This is a genomic window from Labrenzia sp. PHM005 (assembly GCF_006517275.1).
In the GTDB taxonomy this organism is placed as follows: domain Bacteria; phylum Pseudomonadota; class Alphaproteobacteria; order Rhizobiales; family Stappiaceae; genus Roseibium.
In genome coordinates this window covers 784,713-799,555 of the sequence record NZ_CP041191.1, presented here as the reverse complement: position 1 = coordinate 799,555, position 14,843 = coordinate 784,713, and the positions used below count along the sequence as shown (strand labels likewise).

General features: G+C 57.3%; 2 protein-coding genes. Both read right to left on the bottom strand.

Features of this window, described 5'->3' with window-relative positions; translation table 11 throughout:
* Window positions 1-1,056 carry a MupA/Atu3671 family FMN-dependent luciferase-like monooxygenase gene (locus FJ695_RS03585; protein WP_209010902.1) on the bottom strand — a complete coding sequence of 352 codons (1,056 nt, stop codon included), beginning with the start codon at window positions 1,054-1,056 and terminating at the stop codon, window positions 1-3.
* 62 nt (window positions 1,057-1,118) lie between these two features.
* Window positions 1,119-14,678 (bottom strand): SDR family NAD(P)-dependent oxidoreductase, encoded by a 13,560-nt coding sequence (locus tag FJ695_RS03580; RefSeq protein ID WP_141184165.1) that lies wholly within the window; start codon window positions 14,676-14,678, stop codon window positions 1,119-1,121.
* Window positions 14,679-14,843: the final 165 nt, after the last annotated feature.

Genomic DNA, 14,843 nt, shown 5'->3' with positions numbered 1-14,843 from the left:
CTACGGTGTCAACAGAGGTGAACTGTAATGTTGAGCCAATTGTGCCAAATGTGTAAAGCCGTGCCTGACAATGTCATAGTCGGCACCAAAATCCATCAAGCAGGCGATTTCATCGACATCAGCGGCGATAACCTCGTCGACCATATCTTTTGCAGTATCGGGCGTGCCGAATAATGCACCTGTCCTGACATAGCGCTGATAGGCATAATCCAGCACTTTGGCACGGTCGGCGTCACTCAGATCTGCTGAGGCGCCTGTGACCGCACCGGCGTTCACGTGGGCGTTCAGGCTGCTTTGGATGTACTGGCGGAATGGGACTTCGATGGCTGCCAGAACTGAGTCCATGGTGTCGAGCAGCAGGGTATGAAGCGTGAGGGTTACTCTGCCGCTGACCGGATCATGGCCCGCCTCCTGCCGAGCCTTGCGATACAAGGCGATCTTTTGGGACAAGTTCTCCAGGTTGGTCCCATAGAGCATAGTGAACACGTTGTAGCCCATCTTTCCGGCGTGGATGAAGGCGTCTTCGTTCTGAGTTATCAGCAACCAGACCGCCAGATCGGACTGGATTGGACGGGGGTAGACGGTGATGTCGACAACATCGCCCCCGGGTCCGGGAAAGGCGAGCGTCTCGCCCCGCCACAAACGTTTGATTGTCTCTATGCCGTCGCTGCAGATTTTGCGGCGATCTTCAAAGTTTTCTGGAGCATAGATGAAATCTCCCTTGGCCCAACCTGAGCCAAAGCCAAGATCCACCCGTCCGCCCGATAGAACATCGTTCATCGCCCACCATTCCACAATCTCCGCTGGATGGTGTAGCGGGATGGTGACACCAGCGGTACGAAAGCGGATGTTTTGTGTTTGGGGAATGAGATGCGCTGCGGCGATTGCGGGATTGGCAAAGACCGAACCGAATTCGTGGAAATGGCGTTCCGGGAAATAAACCGCTTCGAAACCCGTTTGATCGGCGAACCGGGTGACATCACCAAGAAACCGGTACTTCTCGGCATATGAGATGTCTGTGCGCACATCGGAAAAGAACAGGCAGCTAAATCGCATGTTTTGCCGCCTGGACGGCTTCGGTAAGGTATCGACTCCTAAAAGTTCCTCTATGCTCTGGCTCATGCCGCTTCCCGTGCTTTTTGGATATAGGCTGATAAGGCGGCGATGCTTGGATGATCGATTAATGTGCGCGGATCGACCGTCATGTCTAAAGCTATTTCCAGCCGAGTGCTCAGTATCATGCCCGAGATGGAATCGAGGCCGTAGTTCTGTAACGGCGTATTGTGGTCGATCTCCTTGAGTTTAAGCACGTTGCAGACAATCCCGGCGATCATGTCCGGCAGAGACTCATCCTCAGCTTCGGGAGGAACTACTTCAGTGGGGCCAAGCATGATCCGGTGGAGGCGAAGCATTTGCGCGGGGGGCAATTCACGGATCTGTTCCAGGCCGATTACAGATGTGACGTCTTCAATGGTTACAAGATCCCCGCGGGAGCGGATTTTTTCCCAGCGTGCAAGCTGGGTATTCATGTCCAAGGCCTCATCGTTTAACGTTCCGGCCAGCAGCAGGCCCGGGCGGGCAGCAGCAAACCGGTCTTCCGCGATCAGACCCAAGATTGTGCCGGTCTCCGCAGTGGGAGACAGCGCCCGCCGGATAAGGGCGCAGCCTTCAGCATCACTCAAGGTCTTTAATCCAATTTGATCGAAATTCTTTTGGACCGACTTGGCTTTCTCTGGTCTGACACGGCAGAACGCACCACTTTGCGTCCAGTCACTGAGAATTGTCGACCGGGTGCGTCCACCATCCAGTTCATGGGCTTTGGCAGCAAAAAGATCCGCATAAGCATTGGCCATGGCGTAATCCAGGGCGCCTCGTGCGAAGTGTGGAACCAAGCCGGTTATTGAAGTCAGCACAAGAAGAAAAGAAAGCGGGTCGTTTTTCGTAAGACTATGGAGGGTCTCCAGCCCATCTGCCTTGGCTGTGAGTACGGCGCGCATGTGATCGGCAGACTTGGCGGCAAAACCGGGTGGGTCTACCTCAGAATAGCGCCCGGCTGCATGGATCACGCCGCTGAGCGGCAGGCCGCGTTTGCGGAGACTTGAGAGCCATGCAGACACTTTGGCCGCATCGCTGACGCAGGCATGCAAGATTTCCAGAGTTTCCAATTGATCTGACAATGCCTGCAAGATGCTCAATTGACTGCGGATTTCAGCAGGCGTGTCAGCCGCGGCGATCAGACTGGGCCAGTCCTGCATCGGCGGCAAAGGCGTTTCACCAATCAGCGCCAGATGTCGGGCTCCCTGGGCTGCCAGGTCCTGCGCCAAAGTCAAACCGACGCCGCGGGTGCCACCGCTTATGAGATACAGTCCTTCCGCGTTCAGGTGAACGGACGGTGATGCGACCGGCTCAGGTGCCTCAAGTACCGGCGCAAACCGCGCGCCGCCGCGATAACAAACCTCGGAGACCGGTCCGGCTGACGCACATTCGGCCGCAATGAGTTTCGCCAGGCCAGCTGTATCTGCGACCTGCGCCATATCCAGATCGAGCCACCGGGACTCTGCAAACCGGTATTCGGCGCGCAGGTTCTTGACCAACCCGGCTTGCCGCGCCCCGGCCAGATTGCGGGAAACACTGCGGAACGGTATCACATCACACGTCAAGTGCAGCAAGTTCAGGTCCCGGCCCTCACGCATGAGGGATTGGATCCAGTGTCTGCGGTCAGGGTCGTCCGGATCGTTGTCTCTCACTTCAGTCAGAGCGGCGGCGTCGATAAACACATCCCACGCCGCCATCGCCCCTTCCGGCGGAGTGTCCCGTAAAGTGACTGACTGAAAGTGGGCCTCAAGACCAGAAGCCAGCGCCTCGAATTTGGGGCCACGGCCGATCAAGCAGACGTTTTTGTCTGATGGAGCGGTTTTCTGGTCAGCCAAAGGCGTGCGCTGCCATGTCTTTCGCAAGATGCAAGCACCGTCAGCCGGATCTAGAGGCTTCGCCGCTACTAAACGGCGCCCGTTTCGGAATTGTACGTGCAGGGTATCTTTTGAGCCGTCCGGCTCCAATCGGAGCCATTCCTGGATCAATCGCTGGCAGTGGGATTCGATATCATCCCGGTTATCGTCGCTAACAATCAGCGCATGCTGTGGAATCAGGCCCGGGTCCGAAGGAAGTTCTGTCAGGATTAACAAATCCACTTGTTCGTTTCCAGGCAACCGTGTTCCGAGATGTGTGTCGCAGAAAACGCTCCCCTCCGCCTCACGCAGATTGGATTTGATGCGCAGGTCCGGCTGTCCCGGTCCGCCCGGAGCAGCGCCAAGCGCGGACAGCAGGGATGCCATGGACCCGATCCACTTCGGATCGTCAGACAACAGTGTAATTGGTCGGGCAAAACGCTGTTTTAAGCGTTCACGCCAATCGGGATCAACAGCTGTGTCTTCGGCTTCCGGTTGGAGGGGCGTCTCTTTGGAGGGTATGGGTGCAGCTTCCGGCAATTCCACGGGCGCATCGGAAACCCAATGGCGCTCCTTGGCAAACGGATAGGTCGGACACCCGTGCCGCCGGCTTGCTCCAGCTACCACAGGCCACGCGATTGTCTTGCCTTCGATCCAGGCCGTGGCGGTATCACGAAGTGTCGGTGGCATGTCATTTGAGTAGACGACACCGCCAGCATGCTCAGGCTCGTTTAAGAACTGTTCAAGGCCTGCTCGGAGGCTGTCGTGGCTGTCGGCAAGGAACGCTACACGCTGGTCAAAGGTATCCCGGCCAGTCTGATAGGTGAGAGCAAGATCTGCCAAGGGGACAGTCTGTCCGGCACCGGTTCCCAGATAGGTGGACAATCGTGTCACGGCTTCGGTTAAGCATTCCAATGAACGGGCTGAAACCGGAACAATCACTGCTTGGGTCTGCGTAACCGGAACAGGTCTTGCCGGTGCCGCTTCCAGAACCAAATGTGCATTAGTTCCGCTGTATCCGAAGGAACTCACTGCCGCATACTGTGGAGCGTCCGGACCAGCTGTCCAATCCGCTGCAGTCCGCGGAACATAAAAAGGCGCGTCTTTGAGGTCGATATGCGGGTTCAGCTGATCATGATGAATGCTGGCTGGGATCTTGCGGTGCTTTAACGCTAGTGTTGCCTTGATTGCGCCGGCGACCCCTGCGGCTGTGGCCAAGTGACCGATGTTGCTTTTGACAGACCCGAGCGCGCAATAATTCTTGCGGTCAGTGAACTGAGCAAAACTTCGCTTGAGTGCTTCAACTTCGATCGGATCGCCAAGAGCCGTGCCGGTTCCATGCGCCTCAACCATGCCGATCCGAGCCGGATCGATATGGAACCGGTGGTAAAGCTCTGTTTGTAAACGAGTTTGCGCTGCGGGGTTGGGAGCAGTGATACCATTCGTCCGCCCGTCCTGATTGACCCCCCAGCCCCGGATAACCGCGTAAACATCGTCGCCGTTGGCCTGTGCATCCTCCAACCGTTTTAAAAGGAGCGCGCCAACGCCTTCTCCGGGCACAAAACCATCCGCGCGGCTGTCAAAGCTGTTGCATTTGCCGCTTGGGGACAGCATGCCGGCATGGCTCATCGCGACATGGATTTCCGGACCGGTCAGAACATTTACACCGCCAGCGAGCGCGCTATCGCAGTGACGGTCGTGAAGACTGGCACAGGCTTGGGCAATTGCCACGAGAGACGCCGAACAAGCTGTGTCAATGGCAAGGCAGGGGCCCTGTAGATCCAATGCATAGGCGGCACGCGCCGGGAGCATCGCCACGGAGCGCCCGGTCAGCGCCAATGCTTCAGGTTTGGCATCACCGGCAATCCGGGCATAGTCTCCGTTTTCAGTGCCGACGAACAGACCGCATCGTGTCCCGGCTAAGGTAGACGGCGCGTGTCCCGCATCCTCTATCGCTTCCCAGGCGGTTTCCAGGAACAGTCTCTGTTGCGGGTCCATCAGCTCGGCTTCAGCTGGCGAAATGCCAAAAAACAGAGAGTCGAATGCGTCGATGTCTTCAATCGCACCCATTCTGCGGCAAACGGTTTTGCCTGGAGCCTGGCGGTCCGGATCATAGTAGGCGTCGATTGACCAGCGTGTGGCGGGAATCTCATAGACACAATCCCGGCCAGCCAGGACATTCTGCCAGAAGCTGGACACGTTGGGCGCTTCGGGAAAACGGCCCGCCATACCGACAATCGCAATTCCGGGTCTTTCATCTTGGAAAGGCGCTAGATTTTCCAGCCGAGGCAAGGCGGATCGTACTGGTGCCTCCAGCTTGTATGGTAAGGAAGTGGTCCTGGTAGTAGGTGTTTTGCCGGCAATGCCCGCCAGATAGGCCGCCAATTCAGTCAGGTTGGTGTGGTGATAGACCACGGTCCCAGTTTCTTTGGTGCCCAGGGCGTCATTGACCTGGCGTATCCAGGTGACTGCAGTCACCGAATCGAGCCCGAGTTCCACGAACGGGCGATCAGGATCAAGCGTCCCGGATGGGATGGAGAGCTCTGTTTCCAAAGATGCCTGCAGCCAGACAAAAAGATCAGAGCTGTCTGACGGCAAAAGGCGCTCTTCCGGATCGGCAGGGATGGCGGCTTTTGGGGGCTCGGAAGGGGGTGCTGTGGTCTTGTTGACCGCCTCGGCCAGCTGGCCACCTTTCTCAGCTACCAGTTCTGTAAATGCTGCCAGGTTGGGGTGGCTATAGACACTGGTTGCTCCGATCTGGGCTCCGAGCTCTTCGCCGATTTTCCGAACCCAGATGACAGCTGCAATGGACTCCAAACCGAGATCCACGAAAGGCGTGTCGTCGTCTATCCGGTCAGGAGGGATGTCCAGTTCCTCTGCAAGCATCATGCGCAGTTGCGTCTTGAGCGCGGACGTGTTCCGCGCCTCTTTCTGGGATGCGCCAGGCTTTTGGGTCATCTGTTTGTCGGCAAAATGCTCACTTATCTGCTCCAGAACGTCAGAATTCCCTACAAAGGTGCTTTCATGTAGAGCCAGTTCCGCTTCAAACAGCCTGGGCAACATGTGGAGAAATTCGGCTGTCTGCGTGGATTTGCGGGCCATCAGCGTCTCGCGCGGGTTTTGCGCAATGCTTCGAGCCAATGCATGAGCCTGGGGTAAAACCTCTTCACGCGGTAGAACCGGTGCAGTCAATCCCTTCTGTGCCAGGATGTGGCCTGGGAATGACTGAGCAGTGAATAGTATTTCATTGGCAAGTTGCCGCCCCAACCGCGCGGGGAAAAGGGTTGTTGCACCCGCTCCAGGGGTGAAGCCATAAAGCATATAGGGGCTTTGATAGCAGCTTTCCTCGCTGTAAATCGCCAAATCGCAGTAAAGCCCCATGGCCCAGCCAGCACCGATACCGTGCCCCTGCATGGCCGCAATAACAGGAATCGGACAGCGCAGCGGACGGGCGTAGCTTTGCTCATCGGTAAAGCGGGCTTGTCCATTCTGGATCGCCAGGAGCCCTTCGCGCGTACCACCGCAAGCAAAATAGGCTTCATAGCCTGTCAAAACGACAACCTTGAAGGCGGCAGAGGACTCGACCTTGTCGAACGCTTCCAGAACTCCAGTGACAAAAGCGGGCGTAAAGGTGTTTTGCGCATCGCGCTCGGCCATTGTGATTTGCGCGACACCGCCCCCCATGTCGTGCAATTGGACGACTTCGGATTGAAGCGGAATAGCGCCGCCAGAAGGTGCCGGCTCGGGCGACGAAACCGGCCATCCGCTGCCGGCCATCCATTCCGCCGGAATCCCTGCGATATCCGGCCAGCTAGGTTGATTGCGAATATGGTTTTTTAAGGTGGCCAGCGTGGCAGCCGGACAGCGTGCGGTGGCGTTTGCCATTTCCTGTGCCTGCTCAAAGGCTGGAGCGGTAAGAAGCGTATCCGGGATCGGGGGTAACGAACTCGCGGACACTGTCAGGATTACTGGTTGCGAGAGTTGGTCGAGCTCATGCAGCAGCCCCAACCGGTCTCCGTTCCAATGCTGAAGCCCCTCGACCACCAGAACCTTCATGGCGTTTCCGGTTGAAAGGTTTGGCGGCGGGCTGGCAGGCTCTAGGCGAACTCTGCCGATGCCGTTGATGTCCAATTCGATTTCAGCAGGCGGTGTTTCACTCGCTGGGTTCAGAGAAGACAGCCGAAGCTTTTGGCTGCGGCGATGCGGCTCAAACTGTGCCGGTGCAGTATCCAGCCTTGGCAGTGTCCGCCGGACCGGTGAAGGCCGAGAAGCCGGTTTTAATTCCCTAAAAGCGTCTTCAGAGGAGGGGACGTCCATGGGTCCCCCAACAGGCGCGGTGTCGGCGAACCAGTAAGGTTTTTCATCAAATGGGTAGGTAGGCAGTGATACGGTTTGGCGGCGTTGGTGGAGCTTAGCCCAATCGATTTTGCTGCCTTTGCTCCATGCATCTGTCAGTTCACCAAGGTCTTCACTTTCCACCGAAGAAGGACATTGCCCCTTGTACCTGCGTGTATCCCGCAAGAAGGTTTTGTCAGGCAACGGCCGGTTCTCGGCGACGGCTTGCAAGACTGCCACGGCCTGAGCCTTATCGGACACGACAGCAGCCATGCGATGGCGCATCGGCTCTCGTCCCAGTTGCAGGCTTTGAGCGGCCAGTGCCAGGGGAGGGGCGTTGGGGGAAGTCAAGAACTTGGCGAGCCGCGCTGCATAGGCCCGTAAACGCGGTTCGTCATGAGCAGAAAGGACAAGCGCGATCGGTTCGTTTGGCGCGGGATCAGTTGCACTTTTTTCAGGTATGTCCGGCGCTTCTTCAAGGATGACGTGCGCATTTGTTCCGCCGGCGCCAAATGATGAAACTCCGGCTATCCGGCGCCCTTTAGCTGGGGACCATGGAGTGAGGTCCTGCGCGACGCGAAATGGCGCATGCTCAAAATCAATCTTTGGATTGAGAGAGCTGCTGTGCAGGCTCGGAACGATCTGGCGATGGCGCATCTGCAACAGCACCTTGATCACGCCAGCCAATCCGGCAGTTGCCTCAAGATGTCCAATGTTGGTCTTGATCGAGCCGATGGCGCACGGCGCCAAACCTTGCTCCCGCCCGGCAAATGCTTCGGTCAACCCGGTTATTTCGATCGGGTCCCCCATTTCGGTGCCTGTGCCATGCGCCTCAAGATAGCTGATCTGTCCAGGCTCAAGCCCTGCACGGGACATCGCCTCACGCACCAGACTGCTCTGGGCGCGGGGATTGGGAACGGTGAAACCATTTGTGCGCCCGCCATGATTGACTGCGCTGCCTCGGATCACACCAATAACCTGATCGCCCGCGGCTTGGGCCTCGGCCAGAGGCCGAAGCACCAGGGCAGCTACGCCTTCACCAGGAACAAATCCGTTTCCTCCGGCACCGAAACTGCTGCAGCGTCCATCTGGAGACAACATGCGCATCGCCGAGAGCCCGATGTAACTTGTCGGATGCAGAAAGAGGTTTACTCCGCCTGCAATCGCCAGTCTGCATTCGCCCGTCTTGAGGCTGGCACAGGCCTGATGGAGCGCTGTGAGGGAAGACGAACACATTGTATCGACCGGCATGCTGGGGCCATCGGCATCCAGGAACCAGGACAGGCGGTTAGCAGCTGAACTGAAGGAAGTGTGCGGATAGACCTTTTGACCTGCCTGCCACAAATCGGGGCCAAAAAGGTCAAATCCGGTTCGCGTGATACCGACAAACACACCGACACTCCGTGCCAGTTCATCTGCCAGGCGCTGGCGCGGAAATCCAGCATCTTCCAGTGCCGCCCATGCGGTCTGCAGAAACAGGCGTTCCTGCGGGTCGATGGCAGCGGCTTCTTTTGGGTTGATCCCGAAAAAGAGCGGGTCGAAGGCTGTCACCCGCTCCAGAAATGCACCCCATTTGCTGTAGCTTTTCCAGCCGTCTACGGCCTTGTCTGGATCAGATTCATAAAAACCGTCCAGTTGCCAGCGATCGGGAGGAATTTCCGTCACTGCACTTTGCCCTTGTGACAAGAGGGTCCAGAATTCCTCAGGTGTATCAGCCTTTGGAAAACGGAAACTCATGCCGACAATAGCAATGTCCTGCTGTTCGTTCCCCGCGGTTCTTTTGCTGGCGGATACTGTCGAAGGCGATGCCACGTCCGCTTCTCCGCAAGTGGTGTGGCCGATCTGCTCAAACGCTTCTGGATGTTTTTGAACAAGTGCTTGCGAGAGATCTGCGATGGTCTGGTATTGGTAGAGGAAGGTGGTATCGAGATCTGGAACCAGCTCCCGCAATCTTGCGGTGACCTGGGCATTCAGGATCGAATCCAATCCGTAGTCGCCCAAAGGTGTCCATGGATCCAGCTGGTCTTCTGTAATCTGTAAGGCGCTAGCGACGATTTCTGTTAAAAGCCTTGCAGCCGCAGCTTGCGGATTTTCCAGGTCCTCCAATGGCAACTCGCTGACCGTGTTCTTGAGGATGCGCGGCTCGAGCGTCTCAGGTTGTCTGCGGGTTGTGTCAATCTCTGCCTTCCGGTACTCGAAACAGCCGTCGCTGCGGGCAGCAAAGACTTGTTGACCAAGCGCAGTGCTGCTGTTCAAAAGCATTTCAACAGCGGTAAAGCCGTTTGCCAGCAGCAGTTTTTCCCAACTCTCGGCTGATAGAAGGGGCGTGTCAGGATGGCGGAGGCCCGGATCGCATGACTTCCACCATCCTTCCAACAGCCCAAAGGTTGCATGAGCAAAGACTGACGGGGTCACAATCTCATTGAGAAGCAACACCCCGCCAGGTTTGAGCAAAGCGTGTGTATGGCGCAATGTCTGGCGGATGTCCGGCGTGGCATGGAGCACATTTGTTGCCAGAACGGCATCGTAGCTGCCGGGTTGCAGGCCTTGACTTTCCGGGCTTTTTTCAACGTCAAATCTGAGTGATTTCAGGAAGGGTGCACTTGGGGCAAAAGCCTGTTGGGCATGCTGCAAAAATGCACGTGACAGATCTGTGTAATCATAGGTCTCAATCTGTCCAGCAAGCTCGGACAAGCAGGGCAGAACCCGCGCGGTCGTGCCGCCTGTTCCCGCGCCGATCTCAAGGACCCGTAAGGATGTGTTCTCAGGCTGGTCCCTCAGGTCTGCTCGGAGCGTTTCAGCCAATGTATCGGCCAAAACATCGTTGAGCAGATCCGCGGAAGCAGTGCCGCGATAAACCGGCTCTAGCAGATCGAGAGATGCACCGGGAAACAGGACATCAGTGGCCGGTGTCTGACCTGTCAGGACTTCGTGCAGTCGTGCCAGGCAGGCCGTCACCAAATTGATCGCAGGAGCCAGATCCGCATCCGCGCGCAGACGGCGTGCGGTCGCATCCCAGTTCTCGCCGGTGTTCCCTTGCGCAAGGAGCCGTTTCGTCGCCTTGTGCCATCGGCGCAGATACCACGGAGCCGTGTCAGGCAAGGATGTCCGCAGGCCATGGCGGTCAAGTTCCGCGGCTATTGCGCCGGGCAATGCCGCCTCCAACTCCGGATGGGCAAAAAGTCCGTGCCGCTCGATTTCCTGCAGCCGTGTGTTCAATTCATTTGTTGCAGCCGGGAGACTGCGCGCCGGTGCCTTCCGCGAAAGGCGCATATGAACCTGGCTGTCGACCAGGGGATGCCGGGCAGGATCATTCCATTTCAATATTGCCAGTTGAGGCAGCGGAGCATTCAGTGCCGTATCGCAATGCTTCAACGCGTCCTGAGCCGTGATCGGGACAACTCCGGCGTTGTCCAGCCGTATCTTTGTCGCCTCAGGCAGATTGCGGGCGACACCGACATCCCAATGCCCCCAGTTTAAGCACCGGACAGGGTAAGGTGTCTGGGAGTCCAGTCCGCGAACGAAAGCATCCGCGAATGCGCAGCTGGCCGCGTAACCTCCGAAACCGCCGGGCTGTTCCAGCGAAATAATCGATGAAAAGACTAAAAAGAAATCCAGGTCCAAGGCGGCAAACGTGTGGGCGGTTTGGATCAAACCATGGGTTTTGGCTGCCATGACACGGGTTAGATTTTCCGGCTCACTGTCCAAGATGGGCTGGTCGGATGGGCCTGTGATCGCATGAATCACGCCATCTATTCGTCCCCAACGCTTCAGAATTTCTTGCAAAGCCCTTTCAAGGGCGTCGGGGTTCGTGGCGTCCGCCTGAATGTAGATCGGAGGTGGGCCCAGCCTGGTCAGCCGGTCGATATGTGCCGTAATCGCCGCATTATGTGGACGGCGGCCTATCCAAATAACTTGCGCCTGGACGTTGTTTAGAACCGCTTCACTCCAGGTCGTGCCAATGCCCCCCGCCCCGCCGATGACAACGTAAACACCGTCTTCGCGCAGGTGCGATTGGCCGGTATCCGGAAGTGGGTCGGCCATGGCCAGCCGCAAACCATAGGCTTTACCGGCCCGGACAGCAGACCTCGTTTCATTGCTCTCAGCGAGACTGGACCATGAGGGCGGGTCACACGAGTCCAAGTCAAACGTGCGTATGTCCCATTCGGGTTTTTCCTGGGCCAAGACATGCGTAAACGCCGAGATCGCGGCGGCCTCGGCATCAACCGGCTCGTTGCCGTACACGGCCTGTCCGTTCCAAGTCACCACGGTTAGCCGCAAACGCGACAACTGGCGAGGCAAGCCGGCAACGAAGTCCTGAAACTCCCGGAATTCCTCTAATGTTTCACCGGAATCGCTGGGCCGCGGGGCACTGCTCCAGAGAACGTGCATGTTCTCGCCTATGGCGTTTGTTTCTGAGTTCCGGCTTTCCGATGGATCGAGCTTTAAAAGCTGCGCGGCTTTAAGTGCAAACGGCCCAGACAGCAAGTCTGGCTCTGGCATCTGCGTTTTGCTCGCGGCCAGTTCTTGCCAGACCGGAGCGTACAGTTCTGCAGTTGCCGCAGCCCGATCCTGCGGAACAGCCGGTGCTTTTCCCAAAGCCCAGAAGCGAGTTTTATCGAATGGATACAATGGCAAATCAATCCAGGGCACCGGCTGTTCTGGGGGCGTCGAATCAATCAGTGACCAATCAACCGGAACCCCGGCACACCAGAGATCTGCCAGGGCGGACAGGTCCCCCTCTTTTGCCAAGGCCTGCAAGAAGGCTTGTCCAGCGTCTCCTTTCAGATGTTCCAGAAACTTGGGTTTGGCCTGACTAGATGCGGGATTTTTCTGAGCGGCTTGGTGAAGCGCTTTTTCCAGGTCTGCCCGTGAAGAGACTTTTGTCGCAAAGCGCGCAGGCAAGGCGGCACGCCGGTGGCGGCTGGCATGACAAAGGGCAGGGATGTTCAGATCGTGCGGCTGCTTCTTCAACCACTCTTGCCAATGTACCGCCAACGCCATCAGCCGTTCGGGCGTGTTTGCGGAAAGGACAAAAAGTTGCGGTCCCGTATCGATGACGCCATCCGGGGCATCCGGCGGTTCGGCTACAACAATATGAGCATTTGTACCGCCAGACCCAAAACTGCTGACGCCGGAGATTCTGGGCCGGTTTCCTTTTGGCCAATCTCGAGCGGTGTCAGCGATGGCCAGATTGGAGCCGTTCAGCGAGATTTCCGGATTTTGTGGGGATGCATTCAGCGAAGCAGGCAGCCGTTCATGGCGTAACGCCAACATTACTTTGCACAGCCCAGCCAGCCCCGCTGCAGCTTCTAGATGACCCAAATTCGACTTGACCGAACCCGTCAAGCAAGCGTGTTGTTCAGGGGGGTTCGGCTGACTATCATCGAACTCAGCCAGCGCCGTTTTCATGCCCTCTATCTCGATTGGATCACCAAGTTTGGTGCCGGTCCCATGGGCTTCAAGATAATCAAGGTCAGCGGGTTTTATATCCGCATTATGCCAGGCTGCGGACAAGAGCTCCGTTTGCTTGTCCGGACTCGGGACCGTCAACCCACTGGTCATGCCACCATGATTACAGGCGCTTCCGCGGATTACCGCGTGCACCCGGCAGCCTTCGGCCAGGGCTTGAGCCAAAGGCTTAAGGACTAAAAGAACAGCACCTTCGCTGCGGACATAACCATCGGCCCCAGAACCGAAACTTCGGCATAACCCGGATGGTGACAGCATGCCCGCCGATTGATAAGCCTGCGATGTTGCCGGATGCAGGATCAGATTGATCCCTGCCGCCAATGCCAGGCCGCAAGTCCGCTCTTGAAGCGCTGCCACAGCCTGATGCACTGCGACCAGTGAACTGGAACAGGCGGTGTCAACAACCAGGCTTGGCCCTGTGAAATCCAGCGCATATGAGAGCCGGTTTGCTATCACCGACAAGGCTGCGCCGGTGCTGTGATGCGGTTGAACCGGCACTCCCGCAGCGTCCATGGCGCGTTGATAATCTGATCCGCTGGCACCGACAAACACGCCGGTGGAAGAGCCAGCCAACTTGGTCGCGGAAAGGCCCGCGTCCTCCAGACCGTGCCAGGCCAATTCCAGCAATATCCTTTGCTGAGGATCCATGGCTTCGGCTTCGTGTGGTGAAATGCGGAAGAATGCGGCGTCAAATCGGGCAGGATCCTGCAAGAAGCCACCATAGGCGGCTCCCTGCGGCCGAAAGCCATCCGGCCAGGACCAGCGATCAGAAGGGACTGGAGTGATGACGGTGCCGCCTAGGTCAAGAAGTTCCCAAAGTGCTTGAGGAGTTTCGATCCCGCCAGGCATGCGCAAAGAGACGCCGATGATGGCAACGCTTTGGTCTGAACCGCCATCTGCGGGGCAACTCGTTTGCGCCGGTAGCAGCGTAGGCTTTGACAAACCGGAGGACGGCAGTTCGTTGTGCAGAAAAGCGATAATTTTTTCCGCGGTGTTGTGTTTGAAAAGCTGTGCGGCAGTCAGTGTGCTACCGCACTCGGCTTGCAGACAGTCCGCCAATCCCAATATCGCCGCTGAATCCAAACCCATAGAGATCAGTGGCGTGTCTTTTTCGAACTGATCGCTGCTTGAGCCCAACGCGGAACGAATTGCGGAATTGACGCGGTTGGCGATGTCCGTCCGCGCAATTTTTTGCCGCGGTTGAGGAGCATGAGATCTGCGGCGCTTGTTCAGATCGTAGGTTACAAGCACTCCGGCGCCCAGATTGCGGGTGTCGCGGGCCCGATAGTTTGGTACCGGGTGTTGAATACGACCACCGTGAAGTTCATGAAAACGCAGTACCGGGTCTGCCACTGTGCCCAGCGGTGTCTTCCGGCGTAAATACTCATTCAGATCGGATAGGGTTCGTCCCGTGAAGTCACGGCAAAGTGTAACGGCAGCGGCAGACTTGATGCCGGGAGCAAGTGCGGCGTAGTGCAGGATGAATTCAAGGAGCGCATCGCCCAGGCCACGGTCTTGCACGCTTGGGAGAATGTTGATTGCCAGGAAATGCAGAATTGAACCTGAAGGATCCCGCAGGCTGTCAACCTTGTCCATATCCGAAGAGGTCAGAGCCTCGACGGAGTTGATCCGCTGGGAGTATATCACTCCGCATGGGGAGCCGTCCAAGGTGAGGACCAGTTGTCCATTCGGGTCGATTGCCACCCGACTGGCCAAGGTTTTTGTCGGCGTCTGTAGCTCCTTCGGCCAACAGACTGTCTCCAGCATATGGAGCGTATCAATGTCGTCGACCGCGGCTGGTCGAATGTTGAAGTCGGCAGGTTCGAGACTGGCTTCAAGATCTTCGGCCCGGCAGTCCGGTCGAAATGTTACGCCCGCGGCAGGAAAAAGCCCGCGGCCTGCAGCATTCAACAAAAGGGCCAACGGCGAGAGCCCGGCTCTTTTGCTCTGGCAGCCAGTCACAGCAACACCTCAGAGCTTCGGTAGGATTTGCCGAAATGCGTGAATGGCATTTTCCCTCGCACATCGCCTGCTGCGATGGGAACGTCCAGTATCGCAGACAAGCGCTCTTAAAAGTATCCTTGGGTA

What these genes read in the sequence shown, in the direction of transcription:
- FJ695_RS03585 (WP_209010902.1), bottom strand. Translation starts at nt 1,056, where the DNA reads ATGCGATTTAGCTGCCTGTTCTTTTCCGATGTGCGCACAGACATCTCA.